We start from the raw sequence: 24,631 nt of genomic DNA, 5'->3' as shown, positions 1-24,631 counted from the left end.
ACTTCAGTCCAGTTTAGATTAAAAAATGCAATCAATGGATTTAAGAAAAAGAGAATCTGCTTTTTTTATCAAATAACAAACCCGACAAGTTTTAAAAACCTGTCGGGTTTATTTTTTGTGCTTTATACTTTCAACCACAAACCGGACTGAAATCCGGCCATACAACATGGGCCGAGCCAAAGCTCTCTTTCAGTTCCGAAGGAACAAATTATATTGTAGAGCTGGACTTCAGTCCAGTTTAGATTAAAAAATGCAATTATATGGATTTAAGAAAGCGAATCTGCTTTTTTTATCAAATAACAAACCCGACAAGTTTTAAAAATCTGTCGGGTTTTTTCATGAAATTGAATTGCACATTAATCCTTAATTAATTTCAAATTCAATTTTCCGTATTGGTTTTGAGAATCATTTGCGGTAATCTCGTATGTATAATTCCCTTTTTGCAATGGCGTTTCCCCAACATAATCAATAGGCTGTAATGTATAGGTTTTTCCATCTATTTGCAATTCAACAAATGCATATCTATATGCTAACGAAAAAGTTTTATACCCTGACTTCTGTCCAGAATTTACATTCTGAAAATTCACATTACCCGTTGAAGTGTTTACTATAATATTTTGAAAATTGAATTTACTGGCATTCGACAATCGAATTCTTAATTCAGACGAATCATCATTAGAACAGCCAACTAAAGTAAAAACCAGGACAACCAAAACAAATATATTTTTCATATGTCTATTTTTATTTAATAGATGCTGAAAATGCAAAAAGGTTGCGTTTACAAAGATAGTATCGTTATTAAACTTCTGCCATAAATTCCTCCGCTTTTTCAACCATGTTTTTGCTTCCACAGAAAAACGGAACCCTTTGATGCAATTCAGTCGGCTGGATTTCCATAATTCTTCCAAAACCATCTGTTGCTTTTCCTCCAGCTTGTTCAGCAATAAACGCCATCGGATTACATTCATATAACAAACGTAATTTTCCTTTCGGTGCTTTTGAACTTGTCGGATAAATATAAACGCCACCCTTAATCATATTTCGATGAAAATCGGCCACAAGACTTCCTATATATCTTGAAGTGTATGGTCTATCTTCTTCTTCGCGCTGACAATATTTAATGTAATTTTTTACTCCTTGCGGAAAATGAACATAATTTCCTTCGTTTACCGAATAGATATTTCCATTTTCAGGAAACCTCATGTTTGGGTGCGAAAGATAAAATGTACCAATTGCTGGATTTAGTGTAAATCCATTTACGCCATGTCCTGTAGTATAAACCAACATAGTTGAAGTTCCATAAATTACGTAGCCTGCTGCAACTTGATTGATTCCCGGTTGTAAAAAATCCTCGCTTGTTACCGGAGTTCCTATTGGAGTTATTCTTCTGAAAACAGAAAAAATAGTTCCCACAGAAACATTCACATCAATGTTTGAAGATCCGTCAAGCGGATCCATTAAGATCACGTACTTATTATTATGACTGTTGTCGCTCCCCTGAACAGTTATAAAATCGTCGTTTTCTTCAGAAGCAATACCACAGACAATCTCACGGTTTATTAACGTCTGGATAAATACTTCGTTTGCATAGACATCTAATTTTTGCTGGTCTTCTCCTTGAACATTTTGTTCGCCTGCGGCGCCGATGATGTCCACAAGTCCGGCTTGGTTTACTTTATAGTTGACAACTTTTGCTGCCAAACGTATAGAGTTGATAATACGGGAAAGCTCTCCCGACGAATACTGAAATGCTTTTTGGTTCTCAATAATAAACTCTCCCAGTGTTTTATTGCGTTCTTCCATTACTATATCGTTGTAGTTTTATTTTTAAGTCACAAATATCGTTTATTTTGTGAGAATGATTTAAAAATTATGTTGTTAGTTTACTACTATTGTATATTTGCTAATTATCAGCAAAAAGTACCTAGTAAAAAAACGCTTTTTTAGCTAATAAACACTTAATAATACGAATATATGAATATTAGAAAAGGAAATCCTGAAGACATGAAATCGGTGTTAGGGCTAATTCAGGAACTGGCGATATTCGAAAAAGAACCCGAAGCGGTCGTTGTTACAGAAGAAGATTTAGTTCGTGACGGTTTTGGAGAAAAACCATTATTTCATGTTTTTGTAGCAGAAATTGAAAACGAAGAAAAACAAAAAGAAATTGTTGGAATTGCGTTATATTACTACCGCTATTCTACTTGGAAAGGAAAAACAATTCATCTTGAAGATTTGATTGTAAAAGAAAAAATGCGCGGTACCGGTTTAGGTTCTGCACTTTATGCTGAAATCATGAAACAAGGAAAAAAAGACAAGGTAAGACGAGTAGAATGGAATGTCTTAGATTGGAATACTCCTGCAGTTAAATTTTACGAGAATTCTGGCGCAAGAATTCTTGACGAATGGAGAGTTGTTCAAATGGATGAAGCAGGACTAAATTCATTTCTAGAAAAATTGTAAAATAAAACAGTAAGATTTCGCCCCAAACTGAAATCTAAAAACTAAAATCTATAAATTAAAAAATGAGAGTATTTAAATTTGGAGGAGCATCGGTAAAAGATGCAGATGGAATTAAAAACGTATATGACGTTTTACAAAAAGTAGGTTACGAAGATGTAATTCTTGTAGTTTCGGCTATGGGAAAAACAACAAATGCTCTTGAAGTTGTAATCAAGAATTATTTTGACAAATCAGCAGAATTAAATTCATCTGTACAAGAAATAAAAAAATATCACAATCAAATATTATTGGATTTATTTGATGACGAAAATCATGAGGTTTTCTCAGCTGTAAATGCACAATTTGAAGAATTAGAATACTTTTTGGCACATAACAAATCGCCAAACTACAATTTCGTTTACGACCAAGTTGTAAGTTTTGGTGAATTGATTTCGACAAATATTTTAAGCCACTATATGAATTTCAGAGGAATTCAGACGCAATGGCTTGACGTTCGTAATTTCATTAAAACGAATGCAAACTACAGAGATGCAGAAGTTGATTGGGAAACTACACAACAAAACATCAGCAAAAATGTTCCAAGAAAACAATTAAATATCACACAAGGATTTTTAGGTGCTGATGAAAACAATTTCACTACAACTCTTGGCCGTGAAGGTTCTGATTATACTGCCGGAATTTTTGCTTATTGCTTGAATGCAGAAAGCGTTACCATCTGGAAAGATGTTCCTGGAGTTATGAATGCCGATCCTCGCTATTTTGAAAATGCAAGTTTGTTGAATCAAATTTCATATCGCGAAGCAATCGAGTTAGCTTTTTACGGAGCTACAGTTATTCATCCAAAAACATTACAACCGTTACAGAAAAAAGAGATTCCGTTATACGTAAAATCATTCGTGAATCCTTTATTAAAAGGAACTTGTGTTTCAAAAGGTGTTGACTTGGAGCCACAATATCCATGTTTTATCGTAAAAAGAGAACAGCTTTTAATTTCGCTTTCTTCTATTGATTTCTCTTTCATTATGGAAGAAAACATCAGCGAGATTTTTGGTTTATTCCACGAATTTAAAATCAAAGTAAATTTGATCCAGAACTCAGCAATTAGTTTCTCTGTTTGTGTGGAAGATAAATTTGGAAACTTCAATGACTTGAATGCAATTCTTTCGAAAAAATTCAAAGTAGAATACAGTGAAAATGTAACTTTATATACAATTCGTCACTTTACCGAAGATGCAGCGCAAACAGTTGAGGCTAACAAAGAAGTTTTATTAAAACAAGTTAGCCGTGAAACTATGCAGATTGTTACTAAAGAATTAAACTAGCCCTTACAATAAGGTAATTATTTCAATTCAAATATATTTTAGAAAAGGCTCCACTTAATTGTGTAGCCTTTTTTTATTTAATGTAAAAAGTATTATTTTTCTTATTTTTTATAGATATTGTCCGTAACTTACTTTGCTTTATATTCATAAATTTAAATTCTGAATTATGCAAGATCGAAAACCTTCCGAGGAAGAAAAAAACAATTGGCATAATGATCCAAATAATTGGATTTGGGGAATATTTTATTACAACCCAAAAGATAAAAGGATGTTCCCGCCAAAGAAAATTAAAGAACTAGGCTGGACAATCAACTTTGCAAATCCTAATTCGGTTTTCATTTGCGTTGTGGTTATTCTTGTTTTAATGATTTTATCCGAAAGTGTAAAATAACTTATCTTGCCCTATTATCCTCCGATTGCTCAACTTCCGATTTTTTATAGGTAGTCTTATTTGAATTTCCAAAACTGTACGTTGCAATTAATTTAAAATAATTAGTGCTGTAAGTTCTGTGATAATAAATTTGTGTTTGTCCCACATTATAATCACCAGAAACCATAAATTTATGAAAGATGTCGTTTGCAGTAAAATTGAGTCTTAGCGCATCTTTAAAAAAGTTTCTTTCTATTCCTAAAGTTACGGTCGATCGGCTGTTTTCGCTTCCTAATCCATAACTTCTATCGCTTAAATACCAGGCCAAAAGCTGCAGTTTAAAAAGTTTAGGAATCGTAAATGTATTATTGGTATATAAATAAATCTGAGGTTCTACAGGACTAAATTCAAACTCATAATAATTGTCTAGAGATTTCTGCCATGTAATGCTTGCTGTATTAACAGAATTCCACCATTTGACATTGAAAGATCTTGAAAACGAAGCAAAAAAAGCATGCCCTTTTTCTAGATTCAGCGCTCTTAAAATATAACTATTTGGCGTATCTCCGCGCAGAGCAGCCGCAGAAATCGGATCTATTTTATAAGTGTATCCCACTTTAAAATCGAACTTTTTATACATTGCCCCTAACTCAAAAGCATGTGTTTTCTCAGGAAGCAGATTCGGATTTCCTTCAATGGTCGTAAACGGATCTTGATAAATTACGTATGGGTTTAAAGCCTGATATCTCGGCCTTGTAATTCTGGAAACATACGAAAAATGCCCTTTCCAGTCTTCTGAAAGATTAAAATTTAAAAGTGCATTCGGAAAAAAATTTCCATACGATTTATCAAATTTTTGAATTCCATTGGCATCTGTAAACAAATTATAAGTGGTTCGCTCCGCTCTAGCACCAAGCGAAAAATTGACTTTTTCGTTTAATGTCATAATATAATTAAAGTAAGCGGCAGCAATTTTTTCATTGTATTCAAAATCACTCGAAAGCACATCGTCCAGCTCAAAATTTATTTCATCATCAGAAATCAAAAAATCTGTTCCTGAGTTTATCGTGGCGTGGCTGAACTTCGCTCCTATTTCGAGTTTTGTTTTTTCATCTATTTTCTTCGAATAATCGGCTTGAACTGCAATTATATTGATTTGGCTTCCGACATTATTCTTTAAATATCTTTCAGAATCTGTCTGTTCAACCAAGCTGGTTTCTTCAATAAAATCTCCTATGGTCTGATTATAATTAGAAAATTGCGATCCTATAAACAGTGTAGAACCTTTAGAGTTTGTAAAATTATAATTCAAATTAATAAACTGATTTAGTAAGACATCATTTCGGTCAACATCTGTGGCATAAAAACTCTTTCCGGAATTGTTGGTAATGGAATTTCTGCTTTCTGTAATTCCGCCCAAATCATTCACATTGCCGCTATAAGCCAATGAAATATAATTATTTGGAGAAAAACTATATTGAACTCCAAATCCGAAATTCGAATAATTATTAAATCTTCTTTTCCAATCGGTAGTCAATTCAGATTTCATAAAATCATCAGGATTTGGGCGTGTTCTAGTAGTGTACAGCAATTCGCGGTTTCTTCCCACTTGCAATCCGTAATTAGTAACAAAAGAGAATTTCCCTTTTGAATAATTAAAATCCAAAAGCGTGTTATAAAGCGTTCCGCCAAATTTGGAAATTGTTACATGCTGATTGACCGTTCCCATTACACCGCTTTCCTTATTTTGTTTGGTTACAATATTGATTACCGCTTTTCCTTCGGCATCGTATCTGGAAGAAGGATTGGAAATGACTTCAATTTTTTGAATCTGTGAAACCGGAATTGCAGCAAAACGTTCGTAATTAATCAAAACTCCGTTGAGATAAATTATCGCCTCACCTTTTCCGACAACGCTAATTTCTCCATCGGCGACCACAACATTTGGCACCCTTCCTAATAATTCGCTTACCGAACTGCTTGTTGCCAGAACGGTTCCGTTTACATTTACCTCAATATTTCCGTTTGCTCCATATTTTAACAGTGAAGCTTGGCTTTTTATAACCACTTCATTTAACTCATTTTGCTTATTCTCTTTACTAAGCACCGTATCTTGAGCAGACTTTAATGGCTTTTTTCCGAGGATTACATCATCGTTATAATAACTTTTGTCTTTAACATTTTTGAAGCGTTGCGCTTTTATTTCTATTGATGAAAAAGCAAGAAAAAAAACAGAAAGGATAACCCATTTTATAAATCTCATAAATTTTAACGATTAGCAGTTTGACTTTTATTTGAAACAAAAGTCATCTGAAAATCAATAAATGAGATTGCAAAAAGCGAAATCAGGAGTACGGATTTATAAATTAATACCCAAATTTACGGCTGTAAAGCCTGAATCTGGTAGTTAAGTGGAGTGGTTCCCGTATGTTTTTTGAATGCTGTGAAAAAGGTAGATTTAGAATTAAAACCAACATCGTAACCGACAGATTCTAAAGTTAATTTATCTGAAGAAGTGATAATTCTACACGCTTCGTTAATTCTGAATTCGTTTACATAACTGGTAAAATTCTTTCCTAAATTATTATTCAGAAACTGCGATAATTGATGGCTTGTAATATTAATTTCTTGTGATAAATCTTGAAGCGTTAAGTTTGGATTTTTATATAAACTCTTTTCAAACATGGCATTTTCAAGTTTTTCAGACCATATTGACGCTTCCTTCAAATCTATTTTTTTGCTAGAAATCTTTCCATTCAATAAAAACAAATCGTCTGTTTTTTTTCTGTACAAAAGAATCGAAATTCCCAAGTATAATATAAATGAGAAAACAACCGCACCACTTATGTATGTAGCGCCAGGTGCTCCAATAATGGATAAAAAATAAAATAGAAATAGGAGAAAATTACCCAAAAACAACATTCCGAACCATATTTCGGCTGGAGAAGTTTTCTCTTTTCGGCTGAAGATTTTTTTCAAAACACCACGGAGTTCAAAACTCGTAAAAACAATGTATACAAACCATTGAATGTAAATGATTCTTATAAAATAACCACCCCATAATTTCGGATAAATTTCGTACGGATATAAAACACCAACCGCAATAATTAAAGTCGCCCAAAACACTAATACAAATTTCCACGCTCTTGACATTACCTGAACTTCATCGACCGCTGACTTAATAAAATAATACAAAAAAGGGCCAATAAAAAAACAAGCCGTAAGTCCAAATTGCAAATACATTTTTGGAAGTTCGGGATGAAAATAAACAAATACAGATTTCCCTATTCGGATGCTTAAAGCGAATAAAAGCGCGCCAAGAAAATAATTCGTCAAATATTTTTTCTTCGTAAAAAAGAAGAAATAAACACCTAGAATAATTCCGTTGAAAGCTCCTAAAGCACTAAAAAAGAATAAAAGTTCTTTGCTAGTATCCATAATTTAAGTTTCTTATATCTTGAACAAAGCTAAAAAAAAGATTGATTTATGATGAGAATAATACTTCAAATTATAATTAAAAATGCGGTTTAAAATCAGAAAACAAACTTAAAATCAATCAATTGTCCAATAAATAAAAGCCTCATAATTTCCCAATTATAAATACTACTTTTGACTTTTTAGAGTTAAAGTATTTATGCTGAAAAAATTACTGGTTTTAACGGTTTTCATCTGGTTTTCTGGGCTTCATGCGCAGGAAAATGAATCATCGTACAAAACAAAAAAAGTAATTGCAACGCGCGACACGATTCGTTTAGAAAATGTCAGCATAAATTCCAGTTTTTTTGAGCTTTTAAACACAAAAAACCAACCCATTGATTCCAGTTTTTACAAAATCAACTTTGAAAAAGGAACGCTTCTTTTAAACGAAAAATTCACTTCAATTTCTGATACTTTAATTGTCAATTATTTAAAGTATCCAGATTTCATCACAAAAGAATACAGTCTTTACAAATCAGATCAAGTGGTCAGCAATGAAGCCGGATCTGAAAAGTTGTATAAAATTGACAACTCCAATACTAAAAAAGTTGTACCATTTGATGGTTTAAACACTTCTGGAAGCATCACACGTGGCGTTACTGTCGGGAATAATCAAAATACCGTTCTAAATTCAAATTTAGATTTACAGATTACTGGAAAAATCTCGGACAAAGTAAGTCTTCGGGCTTCGCTTCAAGACAATAATATTCCGCTACAGGATGGCGGTTACTCGCAAAAACTAGATCAGTTTGACAATATTTTCATGGAGCTTTTCAGTGATGATTGGAACATTCGCGCAGGCGATGTCTTTCTGGAAAATCATAAAACTCAATTTCTCAATTTCAACAAAAAAGTTCAAGGACTTTCTACGAGTTTTGATTTTGATACCGAAAAAAGCAAAACCAATATTTTTGCATCAGTTGCTTTTGTAAAAGGGCAATATGCAAAAAGCACTTTTACGGGGCAGGAAGGGAATCAAGGTCCATATAAATTGAAAGGTCAAAATGGCGAATTATATGTTTTAGTCATTTCAGGCTCAGAACGCGTTTATGTCAATGGTGTTTTGCTGAAACGTGGTGAAAACAATGACTATGTAATTGATTATAATGCTGGCGAAATTGTGTTTACATCGCTTTTTACGATTACTTCTGAAATGCGTATCAATATCGAATACCAATATTCTGAACGAAATTACAACCGACTTGTAACGTACGCCGGCGGAACACACGAAAACAAAAATTGGAGTTTTGGTGGTTATGTTTATTCTGAAAGCGATTTGAAAAATCAGCCTTTGCAACAAAATCTTTCTTCGGATCAAGTCCAGATTTTGAAAAATGCTGGAGATAATCCTGATTTGATGAAAGCGCCTTCTGCTTATGAAGATAAATATGCCGACAATAAAATTTTGTATAAAAAAACGCTGATCAACGCGGTTGAAGTTTATGAATATTCAAACAATCCTGCCGATGTTTTGTACAATGTAAAATTCAGTTTAGTTGGAAATAATGCCGGAAATTATATTATTCAGAACAACAATTCGGTTGAAAGAATTTATGAATATGCGCCGCCAATAAATGGAATTCTGCAAGGAAATTATGAACCAATTGTGCAATTAGTTCCGCCGATTAAGCTTCAGGTTGCGACATTTTTAGGAAAATATAATCCGAATGAAAAAACACTGGCTGATTTTGAACTTGCCGTAAGCAACAATGACAAAAATCTGTTTTCAGGCATTGATGATGGAAACAACGAAGGAATTGCTTTTAAGACCAATCTTAAAAAACGTCTTTTTACCAAAAGCTGGACGCTGGATGCATTTGCAAATTATCAATATGTAGAAGAAAATTTCAAGTCGGTTGAGCGATTGTATAATATTGAATTTAGTCGCGACTGGAACTTAAATACTACTCTTTTTGGCAATCAAAGTCTGCTGACAACGGGAATCAATTTTGATTTATTTGCCAAAAAGAAAACTTCGAATGTTGGATTATTAACTTATCAGTTTGAGAAATTAGATTTCAGTGAAAGTTATTCTGGAACTCGTCATACGACATCCGCTTTTTTCAAAATAAAAAAATGGACTTTTGAAAATCAGGGAAGTTTTTTGAATTCAGATGCTACAGCTTCAACATCAAAATTCATTAGAAACCAAACTCGAACAAAATATCATTTTGGCAAAAACTGGATTGGAGCCAGCATGCAACTCGAAGACAATCAAGAAAAAGACAAAACAACAAATCAGTTTTCGGCCTTGAGCCAAAGATTTTCAGAATATGGCGCTTTCATTGGTCGCGGCGACAGCACAAAAGTCTTTGCTGAAATAGGTTTTTTACAGCGTCGAAATGACAGTTTGCAAAGCGGATTCTTGCAGCATGTAAACAATTCGCAAACTTATTATTTGAAGTCAAAATTGATTCAGAACAAAAAGACAAATTTAGCAGTTTACATGAGTTATCGAAATTTGGATTTTACTGATCCAAATCGAAGTAATGAGCCTTCATTAAATTCGAGAATCTTATACAATGATCGATTTTTTAATCAGTTGATGCAAATAGGAGCTGCCTATGAAACCAGCTCGGGAACTATTGCACAGCAGGAATACACTTATATTGAAGTTCCTACCGGACAAGGAGTTTATACTTGGAACGATTATAATGGCAATGGAATTCAGGAATTGGAAGAATTTGAAATTGCTCAATTTTCAGATCAAGCCCGATTTATCAGAATCTTTTTGCCGAATCAGATTTATATTAAAACCAATCAGAATAAATTTTCGCAATCGCTGACATTAAATCCTACACAATGGCAAAATGAAAAAGGAATAAAAAAATTCGCCTCATATTTCTATAATCAAACGTCGTTTATTATGGATCGAAAAGTAAAAAGTCAAGGCGAACGCTTGGAATTGAATCCGTTTGATTCCTCAGAAGAAAACATTTTAGGATTGAATTCGAGTTTACGAAACAGTTTATACTTTAATAGAGGGAAACAAAAACATTCTGTCACTTATTCTTATTTGATCAATAAAGGAAAAAACCTTCTTTCAGTTGGTTCACAAAATGTCACAAATAATTCGCATCAATTGCAATACACACATTTGGTTCAAAAAACATGGCTTTTTAATTTTTTTACCAAAACCATAAAAACCAATTTAGTTTCGGAAGATTTTGCAGAAAAAAATTATGCTTTGAAAGGCTATCAGCTTGCGCCTAAAATCAGTTATTTATTTTCAAAAAACACAAGTTTAGATTTCTTTTATGAATTTCAGAATAAAGAAAATCAGATTGGAAATTTAGAAACTTTGGTGCAAAACAGACTCGGAACTTCATTTTCATTTGCTGGAGAAAAGAAAATAACTTTAAACGGGGAGTTTTCATTTTATGAAAACAAATTTACCGGAAATGAATTTTCATCAGTCGGTTATCAAATACTTGAAGGACTTCAAGCAGGACAAAATTTAGTCTGGAAACTCCTCTTGCAGAAAAACATAACATCATTTTTAGATGTCAATTTAAACTATCAAGGTCGTAAAAGCGAGACTGGAGCAACTGTACACACAGGAAACGTAAACCTTCGCGCATATTTTTAAAATTAAGAAAAAACTTACTTAATAATACAAATAAATTGATTAATTTTAATTGAAATTTAAACTCTTGACCTTATGAAAAAATTATTATTACTATGCTTTTTAGTGGTTTTCTCTTCAAATTTTTATGCTCAAGATGCTGTAACAGCAACTAAAGCAACTAAGAGTAAAACCGAAGCTTCTGCCAAAAAAGCAAAATCGGATGCAGACAAAGCAAGCGCTGATGCTAAAAAGCAAACAGCAAAATCTAAAAAAGCAGCTGATGACGCTACAGCATCTGCTACAAAAGCTAAAAAAGAATCAGCAAGCGATGCTAAAAAAGCTGCTGACAAATCTAAAAAAGCAGCTGATGACGCAACAGCTGCTGCAACAAAAGCTAAAAAAGAATCTTCAAGCACTGCTAAAAAAACAGCAGATAAAGAAGCCGCAAAAGCAAAAACTGAGGCCGACAAAGCAAAAAAAACAGCAACAAAAGCTGATGCTGCAAGCAAAAGTGCAAAAACGGAAGCCGACAAAGCTAAAAAATCAGCTTCTAAGACTTTAAAAGAAACTAATGAAAAAGCGCCAAAAACACCAGACAAAGTAACAGGCGAATACAACGGTAAAAAAGTATATACTGGTCCAAAAGGCGGTAAATACTACATCAACAAAAATGGAAATAAAACTTATATTCAGGATTAAAAAAAGCTACTAAGTTGCTAAGCTTCTGAGACACTAAGCTTTTAATCTTTAAAACTTTACATTTAAAAACCGAACATAAGTTCGGTTTTTTTGTTTGCAAAACAAACAATTCTTAGAAACTTAGTGTCTTAGAAGCTTAGCAACTCAAATAAAATATTCAGTTAATAATTTAGTAATATGTCCGAAATATCATAAAAAACATATTTCTTTATCTTCGTTTTTTAAAAAGCGTATAAACTTATGAGCATTGACTATTCTGCGAACAAAACAATTTTAGTTGCTCCATTAAACTGGGGATTAGGCCATGCCACTAGATGTATCCCAATTATCAAAGCGCTTCAGGAAAACAAATTTATCCCGATTATCGCCTCTGACGGAGTTGCGCTCGCTTTATTACGAAAAGAATTTCCATACATACAGACACTAGAATTGCCTTCATATCATATTGAATATGCCAAAAACGGCAAAAATTTCAAATGGAAACTCATCAAGAATCTTCCAAAAATGATTACAGCGATTCTAGACGAAAAAAAGATTGTTAATTCTTGGATAAAAAAACATGGAATTGACGGTATTATTTCAGACAATCGCTTGGGCGTATATAGCAAAAAAGTTCCTTCTGTATTTATGACGCATCAATTGAATGTCATGACTGGAAATACTACTTGGTTTACGAGCAAATGTCATCAACATATTATCAAAAAATACACAGAATGCTGGGTTCCGGATTCGAATGAAGAAACCAATCTTACTGGAGATTTAGGACATTTGAAAACAAATGATCTGAATTTAAAATACATTGGGCCATTGAGCAGAATGAAGAAAAAGGAAACGCCAATCGTTTATGATTTAATGATTATTTTATCTGGCCCTGAACCTCAACGAACATATTTAGATCAAAAACTCCAAAAAGAAGTAGCAAATTTTAAAGGAAAAGTAGTTTTTGTTCAAGGTATTGTGGAGAAAGTGCAAAACAAATGGCAGGCAGGAAATGTTACTTATTACAATTTCATGAATTCAAAACAGCTGGAACAAACCTTCAACGAAAGTGAATTTGTACTTTGCCGTTCTGGTTATACGACTGTTATGGATTTGGCAAAATTGGGCAAAAAAGCCTTTTTTATTCCAACTCCTGGACAATATGAACAAGAATATTTGGCCATAAAACTTCAAAATGAAAATTTAGTACCGTATGCAATGCAAGATGACTTTACTATTGAAGATCTTTCAAAAGTAAAATCGTTTAAAGGGCTGACACAATTTAAAAGTGATATTGACTGGGACGCTTTGTTTTCAGTTTTTGAAGAATAATTCTCTAAAATAAAAAATCCGTTTAATCAACGTTCGATTTAAACGCGGATTAAACGGATAATTACAGATTTTTTATTCTTTTTAGAAATTAAACTGTGCTTGCAAACGCAGCAAATTTCCTTCTTGTCTATTAATTGGACGGGCGCTGTCTTCAAAAGTTCGATCAGCAATAACATATTCGGCAGTTAATTCGAATGCTTTGATTGGTTGCCATTCGATTCCAAATTGGTAATCTCTTACAACATAACTTCTGGCATCTTTTTCATATTTCTTGCCTCCGTCATAATATTGAAATTGAGCGTAAGGATAAATATGTTGTTTCTTGTAATCCCATTTGTAGTTTAGCAAAACATAACCTCCATTCAAACTCGTTTCGTCTACAGTATTTGTTGCTGGATTATAACGAGGTCCTTTTCCGATATTATATTCCGTTTGAATTCCGAAAGGCTTTGGATATAAAACAAAAGTTGCTCCTACTCTTTCATCTTTCACATATTTAGGATCGTTAACAATCACACCCGTAGAAATTTCGTCTGTAAAAGCCCATTTCCCGTCATAAGCCTGGATTCCAGGTTCGATAATCTGGCTTCCAATCACAAAAGGATACGATACTCTTGCTACTACATTCAAATCTCTGTTTGCATCAATTTTATTGGCAATTTGTCCATTATAAACTCCAAAAGCAAATACCCCAAAATCGCCTGAACCTTTATAGCCATCCTTTACCAACATGGCAAAACGCTCTCTGATTTCGGCTGGCGCCCAATAAAAAATCATTCCCAAATCACGCTCATTTGCTATTGAACTATTTATTGCATCTGGACGATCCAAAGTCAAACGTTGTGAACTAGACTGCATATTTATGAATCCATAAGGGATTTTACTTTGTCCGACACGAACACGATATTCTCTTTTCTTATCAAAAGAAAGGTCAAAATATAAATCTCGAATTTGAACAAAATTCTGGATTCCCGTTACTGGAGAACTAGCAAAATCAGGTTGAAAGTAGAAGAAAACATTTGGGTGAACCTGGCCAGAAAACACTAAACGCGCTCGACGAATAAAAAGTCCGTTGTTTGCTTTTGCATCTGGAGCGGTTGAAGTTGTTCCCCAAGATCTGTCACATTGGTCGCAAGCAACTTTGTCATTTGTAGAAAACAAACCATTGTATCTAATTTGGGCATAACCTCTTAAAGAGATTTTATCGTACCAATGCTCTTCAATACCTCCTCCAGACTTTGTTTCTGGAAGTTTTGCTTTATTGATAGAATCTAAAATACGAAGTACTTCATTTTTTACTTCTTGTTTGTTTACATTTTGCTGATTTACATCTTGTGCATTTACTGCTGCTGTCAGCAATATTGTCATCACAAGAACTAGTTTTTTTATCATTTTTCTTTTACCCTTAGTTTCAGGATGCAAAGATGTATCACCTATGTTAACAAATCATTAACCAGATGTTACTATAATAAAAATTTAATGTTAGGCATCGAAGCCTAATGTTTATTTAATGTTAAAACCTTCGTTTTAAGACTTCTGAAAAAAGCCAAATTACAATTATTTAACCTCAGATTTTATCGTTTTATTAGCTTTTTCGAGCGTGAAAGAAAATTCTGAACCAATTCCGAATTCACTTTCAACATACACTTTCTCTTTATGCGCCTCAATAATATGTTTTACAATTGCTAATCCTAAACCAGAACCACCTTCAGAACGAGTTCCGCTTTTGTCAACTCGGTAAAAACGTTCAAAAAGTCTAGAAATATTCTGTTTTTCTACTCCTTCTCCGTTATCACTGATTCGGATTAACACTTTTTTCTTAGTAAGATTCACGACACCAACTTCAGTCAAACCGCCTTCTTTTCCGTATTTAATAGAATTCACAATAAGATTTTCCAGAACCTGCTGAATTCTATCTTGATCACCGCGAATAATAACCGATTGAACATTTTTACTTTCAAAAGCTAATTTGATTTTCTTTTTGTCGGCTTTCATTTCTAGCAAATCAAAGACATTCTGAATCAATTCCACGATATCAAAATCGGTCATATTCAAATTCAAATCTCCCGATTCTAATTTGGTAATCATATCCAAATCTTCTACTATATATATAAGGCGTTCTACACCTTTTTCGGCACGTTTTAAATATTTTTTACGAATGTGTTTGTCATCCATCGCTCCGTCAAGCAAAGTTGAAACATAACCTTGAACTGTAAATAGAGGCGTTTTAAGTTCGTGCGAAACATTCCCAAGAAACTCTCTTCGGTATTGTTCACGAATTTCAAGCATTTCGATTTCAAGCTTTTTATCCGTGGCGAATTTTTTCACTTCACGCGAAAGCGTTTCCATATCTGTTGTTATCGGCTGATTAATCAATGGTGTTGATTCTAGCAACGAAACCTCATCATAAATCTTCTTTACTCGTCGATAAATGAACCGCTCTACACGATATTGCAAAACCAAAAAAGAAAAAATATAGATCGAAATAATGAATATTATTCCGAAAGCAATTTGATGTTTTAATTGGTTTTTATAAAATAAAGACATCAGCATCAGCACAAATCCTGTCGAAAAAAGACTGATATACAAGGCCGATTTTATTGCGAATTTGTATGTTTTTTTAAAATTGATTTTCATTGATATTAAAACAATTAACCATTAAAGGATTATTTTTTTCACCATATAAGTGATATAAGTTCATTTAAAAATAAAACTTAATTGTGTGAATACAAACAAACTTAAAAAAGGAAATCTTTGTCAAAGTTTAGAACTTTGACAAAGATAAACTTTGATACAAAAGTATGTACACTATAATTTAAATGAACTTATATCACTTATATGGTTCATTTTTTTGCAGTTTTTTAGACTTCAAATTTGTAGCCAACTCCTTTTATGGTTTTAAAAAGGTCTTCGCCAATTTTCTCGCGAAGTTTTCTGATGTGAACGTCAATTGTTCTTCCGCCTACAACCACTTCATTACCCCAAACTTTATCAAGGATTTCATCTCTTTTAAAAACTTTTCCAGGTTTAGAAGCCAACAAATAGAATAATTCGAATTCTTTTCTTGGCAAGGCAATTTCTACATTCCCTTTTATGATTTTGTACTCTTCACGATTAATTTCGATTCCGCCTACATTTATAGTATCCGTAACGATTTCTTGTTCTTTTAACCTTCTTAACAAAGCCTTTACTTTGCTTACCAATAATTTTGGTTTTATTGGTTTTGTAATATAGTCATCAGCACCTGCATCGAAACCAGCTACTTGCGAATAATCTTCGCTTCTTGCGGTTAAGAATGTTATGATAACATTATTTAGTTCTGGAATTTTTCTGATGTGTTCACAAGCTTCCATCCCGTCCATTTCGGCCATCATTACGTCCATAATGATCAATTCTGGCAATTCTTTCTGAGCCTTTGCTATAGCTTCTTTTCCGTTTGAAGCTGTTACAATTTGATAGCCTTCTTGAGCAAGGTTATAGCCAACGATTTCTAAGATATCTGGTTCATCGTCAACTAATAAAATCTTAGTTTGTGTTTTTTTCATAAATAGCAAAAATTGAGATTTGAACATCAAATTTTCATTAATATATATTCGATGTTTTTTATTTCACAGCGTAAAGATAGTAACAAAATAACTGTTAAAAATTACGGTTAACGGTAATTTAATCTGGTAACAATTTGATAATCTTAGCGACACAAAAACATAACAAGTGGCTAACATGAACTTTACAATGCGTTTCTTTCTTTGCACCAAAATAAATTAAACACAACACTGAAATGAAATTCAATTTAAAATTTCTATTAATCACATTATTTATCTGTTCGATTTCGATCGCGCAAAACAAAGGTACGATTTCTGGTGTATTAACCGACAAAGAATCTAACAATCAAGCACTTCCTTTTGCAAATGTTTTATTAAAAGGAACAAACATCAGTGCTAACACTGACATTGACGGAAAATATTCGTTGACTGTAAATCCTGGAACTTATACTATAGTATTCAGTTTCGTAGGATATGAAAATGTAGAAAAACCTGTTACTGTAAAAGCTGGAGAAACAGTTACTGTTAACCAAGTACTTTCATCAGGAGGCTATACTCTTAAAGATGTTGTTGTAAAATCGACAGCTAACAAAGAAAAAGAAACAGCTTTACTTTTAGACCAAAAAAATGCTGTAGTAATCAAACAAAGTATTGGTGCACAGGAAATGTCTAGAAAAGGTGTAAGCGATGTTGAAGAAGGTTTGACAAAAATTACTGGAATCTCAAAAGTTGGATCAAGAGGTTTATTTGTTCGTGGTCTTGAAGATCGTTACAACAATTTATTGATCAACGAACTTGCGGCTCCATCAAACAATCCATTCTCTAAAATTGTTCCGTTAGATTTATTCCCAACAAACATCGTTGGAGTAATTGATGTTTATAAAACTTTCAACCCGAACATCTACGGAGATTTTGCTGGAGGAACTTTTAATATCCAAACTTCAAAAGCATCAAAAAGCGTAACTAAAATCAACATCGGTTTTGGTTATACAACTGGAAACAGCTTCAAAGACTTTTTACTTTCTGAAGATGCTGCAACTGCCGCTGGATTTTTTGGATTCAATGGAAAAGACAGAGAATTACCAAGTTTCTTGCCTTCAACGGCTTCAAAAACACCTTTTACAAAAGACCAAGCATTAAGCTCTGTTAGTGGCAATAAAGGTTTTAGCGTAAACGAAGGCAAAAGCCCATTAAACTCAAGTTTGAATTTATTGCATTCTGAAAAATTTGATTTAAGCAATGATCGTTCTTTTTCTTATTTATTATCAATCAACTACGATAATAGTTACGCGATTAGAGAAGGTGTTGATAGAACTTTAGATTTGCAAACAACAGGTTCAAAATACGTTAATAATTTTGTAGTAACTGATTACCGTTTTAAAACTACTACATCTGCTTTAGTAGGATTAAATTATACTGCAAGCAAATTTAAGTTAGCTTTTAATACGTTATATATTAAAACAACCTTAAACTCTATTAAAGATCAATTTGGTCAAGCTGGAGGTACAGCTATTCAAAATACACTTATCCGTACTAACCAATTAGACAAAAGTGATTATTTGAATTTCCAATTATTAGGTGAATACAACTTAACTGAAGATAAAAGCCAGACTATTAAAGCAGGTGCATCTTATGCCGATACTAAATTTGAACAACCTGACAGAAAGTTTTTTACTGGACAAAAAACAGGAGAAGATGTTATCAATACTTCATATGGAGCAAATAACTTCTTGCGTCAATATTTAACTGTAGATGGCAATTCATTTGCTTCAGCAATGGTTGAATATAACCTTAAGTTTGGAAAAGATGGAAAACAAAACAAATTAACCGTTGGTTACAACGGTAACACATCTGGAATGGAATCTTCTTACCGATTTGTTTCAAGCCGTGGTGGTTTATTTACATCAAGCATCAACAACATCAATGATCAAATCGTAAGTGATCTTCAAGCTGATAATGGTACTTCTTTTGAAGAAAACTCTAATTCAACTTGGCAAGTAAAACTTCAAGAAACTGCAAATGCTGGTTACACTAATTTACTTTTGAAATTTGGAGAGAAATATGAGCTTAACGCAGGTGTGAGAGTTGAAAGCACAACTAAGGAAACGAAATACAGAGGACTAGGAAGTTTTGATGCTCCATTCAACGTAAGTAAATATGATAATTTCTATGTTTTACCTTCATTAAACTTGAAATATTTGATGAACGAAAAATCAAACCTTCGTTTTGCTGCAAGTAAAACTTACACAAAACCAGTTATTATGGAGTCGTTCCCTATTTCATACCAAAATGCTGACGGAACTTCGGTACAAGGAAACTCATTATTAAAAAACAGTGACAATTATAACGCTGATTTAAAATATGAATTATTCCCATCTGCAAAAGAGATGTTTGCTGTAGGAACATTTTTCAAATATCTTAATAATCCAATTGAAAGAACTTTTGTTTCGAATGCTACAACAGGAACTGTAACAACATTCTTGAACTCTGACAACGCAACTTTATATGGAGTTGAAGCTGAATTCCTTTTCGGATTAGACAGAATTAGTGAAAATCTTAAAGCTTTCTCATTTGGCTTAAACGGTACATTAATGTCTACGAAAGTTAACGTTAGTCCAACATATGCATCGCAAGATGAAAATGGAGTGATCACAATCAACAACTCAATTGAAACACATAAAGGATCAAGAGATTTGCAAGGTGCATCTAACTGGTTGGTAAATTCAGATCTGAAATATGAATTCAATTTAGGAAAAGACTGGACAAACACAATGTCTCTTGTTTATGGTGTATTCGGAAAAAGAATTTATGCTGTAGGAACAAATGGTCAGGATCATACTTACGAACTACCAGTTTCACAATTAGATCTTGTTTGGTCAAGTAAAATTTCAGAACACTTTGATGTGAAATTCACTGCTGACAACTTATTGAACCCAGCAAGAAAATTAGAATTTGGAAACGACGGAACTATAAAAGTCGCTGAAGAATCTTTATTAGCACAAAGCTATAAAAAAGGTGTTGGTTTCTCTCTAAAACTAGGATACACTTTTTAATATTAAGAACATAACAAACTCAAAAGCTCCAGATATCTGGAGCTTTTTTTTGCATTTTTTTTTGAGACTTCCTAAAACTCCTTATTGTTTACATCGTTTTTTAATAATTGTAAGATAATATTTAAATAATACAGAATAATAATTATCCTACTAATTTTATCTAAACAAAATTAACTTTTATGAAAAATATAAAACTACTTTTATTATTCTTTTTCTTTTTTATAAAGATAGGATTTGCTCAAAATTACGTAACCTATAGCTCCAGGGACAGAACAATAGACCTTGATTCAGGAGTAGAAGGAACAGTTGATATTACCGTGAATTGCTACGGAGATAATGATGACTCTTCAATATATCTTGATGCATTTACATCATGCGGAAACAATGACGGAATTTTCTCAACAAGCTATACTAATGGAAATACACTATCACCAGGCCAGAGCACTATAATAAGATATAAATTCAAAAAAAATGTTACCACAGATACTCAAATCATTTATAAATTTTCTACAAATGGAAGTTGTCAGGATGAATCTAGCATGATCACGATTACAGTTAATTACAAAGCAGGATCAACTTCTACACCTACTGATCCAACAACAAATCCTAATTCTGATTGGAATAATATCAATTTTGTTTATTTGCCTAAAGTAATTACTATTTATGAAGGTGATATACCACCGCTTATAGCAGGTTCAGATGCAACTTATACTCTCGGAAAAACATATTCACGATATACATATAGTTATCAATGGAGTATGAGAATAAATGATGGTCCATTTCTACCAATTCAGGGTGCAACGGGCAGGAATTATTTACCAGAAAAGGTTAATACCAAAACAGCATTCAAAAGAACTGTAACTTATACTTACTATAATGTGACTACCACAAATGATAGCAATTTAATAACTGTCAATACAACCCCTCCTCCTACTTTGCAAAATAATACAATTTACTTAGAAGGTTTATCAGTTTTGGGGACTTCACCGACTGGAGGATTAGGCAGTCCAAATCCTTATTTATATTCTTGGTACATAATTGATGAAGATGGAGACAATTATCAACTTCAAGATACATCGTCATCTTTAGAACTAACTACGCCTCAATTCAGTGGATATTTAAATTCAACTCATAATTTTATACTAAAAAGAATTGTAACTTCTGGAAATCAAATTTTAGCTAGCAATGGTATTACATTACCACATAATACAGCAATACAAAACAACACTATTTCAATTAATGGCCATAGTGTTACTGGAAGCGTACCTACTGGAGGACTAGGAGATTACAAATATTCTTGGGCAATCTATTACACCGGCGATGCTATAGATTTTGATGAAACCACTAAAGATCTGGATTTGACTCCTTATCTCAATCAAATTAATACAATATTACAAATCGATAGCGGAGCAAAATTAGTTAGAATAGTTAAATCTGGAGGATCTTCGACCAGTAATAAATTAAGCCTTGGCGGGTTGACAGCAAAAACATTAATCCAAGAGAATATTTTAGAAGCTACTGTTTACCCAAACCCTACATCCGAATCAGTAAATTTCACTACAAATTATACAAATAATAAAGAAATAGAAATTGTTGTTTATTCCGAAACAGCAAAAAAAACACGGTCAATTTTTAAAGGAGTAATTGCACCAAATCAAACAGTAACATGGAATATTCCAGCTAATTATCCTAAGGGAATTTATTATTATAAATTAATATCTGAAAACAAAGAAATTAAATCCGGTAAGATTATTTATCAGTAAAAAGCATTGATTAAAAAAACAAAGCCCTTATTAATAAAGGGCTTTGTTGCTTTAAAACCCCCTTAACATTCTCTTCACATTTTAATCAATTTTTGATAACTGTAATGTAATATTGAGATAACACCTTAAAGAGATTTACATTCTAATTTTGACAAAAATAAAAACGAATAATACAACACAAAAACTATGAAAACTAAAATTCTTGCTTTAGCACTTGCTACAGGTTTATTTTTAAATTCTTGCTCAAGCAGCGATGATCCAACTCCTACTCCACAACCTGCTACAGGTGAAATTTCAGGTACAATCACTGCAAACAAAACTTACGCTTACGGAAACTACACATTAAAAGGAATTGTAAAAATCAATTCAGGTGTTACTGTAACTTTTGAAGCTGGTTCTACAATTACAATCGATAAAGCTACTGGAGACAATGCATTAGTTGTTTTAAAAGGTGGAAAATTAATCACTCAAGGTACTGCTGACAAACCAGTTGTATTTACAGAAAAATCTAAACTTCCAGGTTCTTGGGGAGGTATCATCATGTACGGTGATGCTCCTGCAAAAGTTGCTGGTGGAGGAACTACTGGTACATCTGAAGATGGTAACAAAATCTCTTACGGTGGATCTAATGCTACTGACAACAGTGGTTCATTAGTTTACACAAGAGTAGAATATGCTGGTTCTAAATTGGCTGATGGAGAAAAAGAAAACAATGGTTTTACTTTCTATTCAGTAGGTTCAGGAACAGTTTTAGATCACTTAGTATCTTATAAAGGTGCTGATGACGGATTTGAATTCTTCGGAGGAACTGTAAGTATGACAAATGCTATTTCTTACGGAAACTATGATGATTCATTTGACTGGCAAGATGGATGGCAAGGTACTGCTAACACAAACTGGTATGCTTACCAAACTGGAAAAGGTAACTACGGAATGGAAATTGAAGCGTCTTTAAACGACAACTCTTTCGGACCAAAAGTTTCTAACATTACTTTAAAAAGAGAAGCTGGTAACGTTCCAGAAGCTAATGACAACCAAGTTGATGCTTTCCAATTCAAAAGAGAAGGTAACGGAGAATACAGCAACATCATCATCGATGGATACGGTAACTTCACATTTGGAGCAAATACTTTCAAAGGAAGTGCAGTTAGTATCTTAGATGCTGCAACAAACGATCACCAAGTAAAAACATCTAAAATCAAACTTTTAAATGTTAAGATCACTAATACAACTAACGTATTGCCAATCGGAGCTACTGATGCAATCGTTGTTAATTTCCCAGCTGGAACTTTCGTTCAAAGTACTACAGCTACAGGAGCTTCATTAACTGCTGGTGCATGGGCTACAGTTGACGGTGTGAACTTGATCAAATAATTTACTTCGAACATAAATTGTTAAAAACATCCTAAATATTTAGGATGTTTTTTTTTGGCGTAATTTTTGTAATTTTTTTTGTATATTTACGTATCAAATAAATGCGATGGCAAAAAACTACTTTTATATTACATTCTTATTGGCATTTTTCTTTACTGTAAGTGTTTCAGCACAAGACAGTAAGCAATTACCAAAACCTCAGGAATCTACTGCTTCTATTGAGGGTCTAAGCTTGTACCCTAACCCAGTTACTAACGGAAAAGTATATATTTCGACCAAAAATGATTTGGAAAAAGAAATCATCATCTTCGACCTTCTGGGCAAAAAAGTACTTCAAACTCATTTGACTTCACGAGAATTAAGCGTCGCAGATTTAGTTCCTGGCGTTTATATCATTAAAATAAGCGAAGAAAATGCCTCAGCAACCCGAAAATTGATCATCAGATAAAAATATAAAAGCTCCTTCTTGGGAGCTTTTTTAGTTTTCAGTCGCAGTCGCAGTTTTCAGTTTCCATACTTTGCGGAAAATTGCGACTGAAAACTGTGACTGAAAACTGTGACTGAAAACTGTGACTGAAAACTGTGACTGAAAACTGTGACTGAAAACTGCGACTGAAAACTAAAAACAATATCTTTGCAAAAAAAAGTTTTGATTACAGCCAGCGATATCTTTACCATTTCAAATCAGAAACAATTTGAAAAAATAGCACTAAAAGTGTTTCGTTTTCAGCACGAGAACAACAAAGTATATCGTGATTTCTGTGACTTTTTGAACGTAAATCCGCAACAGGTCAAAACATTGAAACAAATTCCGTTTTTGCCAATTCAGTTTTTCAAGAGCCACGAAGTTGTTTCTAATTCTGATTTTCCTCAAGTAACATTTACCAGCAGCGGTACAACCGGAATGGTCACAAGCCGTCATTTAGTTACTGATGTTTCCCTATACGAGGAAAGTTACCGCAAAGGATTTTCGCAATTTTACGGCAATATCGAAGATTACGTTGTTTTAGCCCTTTTGCCATCTTATTTAGAACGCGATGGCTCTTCGTTAATTTACATGGTAGAAGATTTAATAAAACGCTCAAATCAGCCTGAAAGTGGGTTTTATTTACACAACTACGGAGAACTTACCCACAAGCTAATCGAATTAGATCAAGCTGGTCAAAATATTATTTTGATTGGAGTTACTTATGCTTTATTAGATTTAATCGAAAAACATCAGTTTCAGCTTCAAAATACCATTATAATGGAAACTGGAGGAATGAAAGGAAAACGAAAAGAAATGATTCGTGAAGAATTACACGAAATTTTATGTAAAGGCTTTGGAGTTTCTTCAATTCATTCAGAATATGGAATGACCGAACTTCTTGCACAAGCCTATTCTCTAGGTGACGGTATTTTTGAATGTCCATCATGGATGAACATTTTAGTTCGTGATCCGGAAGATGCACTTACGTATATGAATGACGGAAAAACAGGCGGAATCAATGTTATCGATTTGGCGAACATCAATTCATGTTCTTTTATTGCAACGCAGGATTTAGGCAAAAAATATCCCAACAACTCTTTCGAGGTATTGGGACGTTTTGATAATTCTGATATTCGTGGCTGTAATTTAATGGTTCTTTAATGTTTAATCGTTGATTTGTTTATTCGTTTAATCGGTTTCAAATTCGATTAAACAATTAA

The 24,631-nt window shown here is 33.1% G+C and carries 18 protein-coding genes; 11 read left to right on the top strand and 7 right to left on the bottom strand.

All coding sequences use genetic code 11. From position 1 onward, the window contains the following. Nucleotides 1-356: 356 nt before the first annotated feature. The gene (locus tag EYY60_RS00645; RefSeq protein WP_132987486.1) at nucleotides 357-731 is read right to left on the bottom strand and encodes a hypothetical protein; all 375 of its coding nucleotides are present in this window, start codon (nucleotides 729-731) and stop codon (nucleotides 357-359) included. A gap of 67 nt (nucleotides 732-798) precedes the next feature. Beyond that, nucleotides 799-1,803: a class 1 fructose-bisphosphatase gene (gene fbp, locus EYY60_RS00640; RefSeq protein ID WP_132987485.1), complete on the bottom strand. Its 1,005-nt coding sequence runs from the start codon at nucleotides 1,801-1,803 to the stop codon at nucleotides 799-801. A 171-nt stretch (nucleotides 1,804-1,974) separates the two neighbouring features. Here fbp and EYY60_RS00635 point away from each other — a divergent pair, with 171 nt between their 5' ends. The 3 genes from EYY60_RS00635 (at nucleotide 1,975) to EYY60_RS00625 (ending at nucleotide 4,176) form a co-directional block, all read left to right on the top strand. Next, nucleotides 1,975-2,463, top strand: a complete 489-nt coding sequence (locus tag EYY60_RS00635; RefSeq protein WP_132987484.1) for a GNAT family N-acetyltransferase — start codon at nucleotides 1,975-1,977, stop codon at nucleotides 2,461-2,463. Between the two features lie 62 nt (nucleotides 2,464-2,525). Next, a complete protein-coding gene (locus EYY60_RS00630) occupies nucleotides 2,526-3,785 on the top strand; it encodes an aspartate kinase (protein WP_132987483.1) in 1,260 nt (419 codons plus the stop codon). A gap of 166 nt (nucleotides 3,786-3,951) precedes the next feature. Continuing rightward, entirely contained in the window at nucleotides 3,952-4,176 is a 225-nt protein-coding gene (locus tag EYY60_RS00625) for a DUF5808 domain-containing protein (RefSeq protein ID WP_132987482.1), read from the top strand. Nucleotide 4,177: 1 nt separating this feature from the next. On the opposite strand, the gene EYY60_RS00620 is transcribed toward EYY60_RS00625, so the two are convergent. Both EYY60_RS00620 and EYY60_RS00615 read right to left on the bottom strand, forming a co-directional pair. Beyond that, on the bottom strand, nucleotides 4,178-6,418 hold the full coding sequence (locus EYY60_RS00620) for a TonB-dependent receptor domain-containing protein (RefSeq protein WP_132987481.1): 2,241 nt from the start codon (nucleotides 6,416-6,418) through the stop codon (nucleotides 4,178-4,180). A 116-nt stretch (nucleotides 6,419-6,534) separates the two neighbouring features. Next, nucleotides 6,535-7,593 (bottom strand): helix-turn-helix domain-containing protein, encoded by a 1,059-nt coding sequence (locus EYY60_RS00615; protein WP_132987480.1) that lies wholly within the window; start codon nucleotides 7,591-7,593, stop codon nucleotides 6,535-6,537. Between the two features lie 196 nt (nucleotides 7,594-7,789). Here EYY60_RS00615 and EYY60_RS00610 point away from each other — a divergent pair, with 196 nt between their 5' ends. The 3 genes from EYY60_RS00610 (at nucleotide 7,790) to EYY60_RS00600 (ending at nucleotide 13,210) form a co-directional block, all read left to right on the top strand. Continuing rightward, a complete protein-coding gene (locus EYY60_RS00610) occupies nucleotides 7,790-11,221 on the top strand; it encodes a hypothetical protein (protein ID WP_132987479.1) in 3,432 nt (1,143 codons plus the stop codon). Nucleotides 11,222-11,293: 72 nt separating this feature from the next. Next, a complete protein-coding gene (locus EYY60_RS00605) occupies nucleotides 11,294-11,899 on the top strand; it encodes a hypothetical protein (RefSeq protein WP_132987478.1) in 606 nt (201 codons plus the stop codon). 240 nt (nucleotides 11,900-12,139) lie between these two features. Then, nucleotides 12,140-13,210 carry a glycosyltransferase gene (locus tag EYY60_RS00600; protein WP_132987477.1) on the top strand — a complete coding sequence of 357 codons (1,071 nt, stop codon included), beginning with the start codon at nucleotides 12,140-12,142 and terminating at the stop codon, nucleotides 13,208-13,210. A gap of 81 nt (nucleotides 13,211-13,291) precedes the next feature. On the opposite strand, the gene EYY60_RS00595 is transcribed toward EYY60_RS00600, so the two are convergent. The 3 genes from EYY60_RS00595 to EYY60_RS00585 form a co-directional block, all read right to left on the bottom strand. Then, nucleotides 13,292-14,602: a porin gene (locus EYY60_RS00595; RefSeq protein WP_132987476.1), complete on the bottom strand. Its 1,311-nt coding sequence runs from the start codon at nucleotides 14,600-14,602 to the stop codon at nucleotides 13,292-13,294. A 165-nt stretch (nucleotides 14,603-14,767) separates the two neighbouring features. Beyond that, nucleotides 14,768-15,847 (bottom strand): sensor histidine kinase, encoded by a 1,080-nt coding sequence (locus EYY60_RS00590; RefSeq protein WP_132987475.1) that lies wholly within the window; start codon nucleotides 15,845-15,847, stop codon nucleotides 14,768-14,770. A gap of 224 nt (nucleotides 15,848-16,071) precedes the next feature. After that, complete coding sequence (locus EYY60_RS00585; protein ID WP_026728392.1) at nucleotides 16,072-16,755, bottom strand: response regulator transcription factor; 684 nt, start codon at nucleotides 16,753-16,755, stop codon at nucleotides 16,072-16,074. Between the two features lie 233 nt (nucleotides 16,756-16,988). On the opposite strand from EYY60_RS00585, the gene EYY60_RS00580 reads away from it, so the two are divergent. The 5 genes from EYY60_RS00580 (at nucleotide 16,989) to EYY60_RS00560 (ending at nucleotide 24,572) form a co-directional block, all read left to right on the top strand. After that, a complete protein-coding gene (locus tag EYY60_RS00580; protein ID WP_132987474.1) occupies nucleotides 16,989-19,805 on the top strand; it encodes a TonB-dependent receptor in 2,817 nt (938 codons plus the stop codon). A gap of 317 nt (nucleotides 19,806-20,122) precedes the next feature. After that, nucleotides 20,123-21,568 (top strand): T9SS type A sorting domain-containing protein, encoded by a 1,446-nt coding sequence (locus EYY60_RS00575; RefSeq protein WP_162847822.1) that lies wholly within the window; start codon nucleotides 20,123-20,125, stop codon nucleotides 21,566-21,568. 186 nt (nucleotides 21,569-21,754) lie between these two features. Beyond that, nucleotides 21,755-22,942 carry a hypothetical protein gene (locus EYY60_RS00570; protein WP_132987472.1) on the top strand — a complete coding sequence of 396 codons (1,188 nt, stop codon included), beginning with the start codon at nucleotides 21,755-21,757 and terminating at the stop codon, nucleotides 22,940-22,942. Between the two features lie 106 nt (nucleotides 22,943-23,048). Continuing rightward, nucleotides 23,049-23,390 (top strand): T9SS type A sorting domain-containing protein, encoded by a 342-nt coding sequence (locus tag EYY60_RS00565; protein WP_132987471.1) that lies wholly within the window; start codon nucleotides 23,049-23,051, stop codon nucleotides 23,388-23,390. Nucleotides 23,391-23,591: 201 nt separating this feature from the next. Further along, nucleotides 23,592-24,572, top strand: coding sequence for a LuxE/PaaK family acyltransferase (locus EYY60_RS00560; protein WP_162847823.1), 981 nt, complete (start codon nucleotides 23,592-23,594; stop codon nucleotides 24,570-24,572). The last annotated feature ends 59 nt before the right edge of the window (nucleotides 24,573-24,631 follow it).

Source organism: Flavobacterium zhairuonense, from assembly GCF_004352915.1.
Taxonomy (GTDB): Bacteria; Bacteroidota; Bacteroidia; order Flavobacteriales; family Flavobacteriaceae; genus Flavobacterium; species Flavobacterium zhairuonense.
Note: the sequence above shows the minus strand (reverse complement) of the source record. Positions and strands in the feature narration are given on the sequence as shown.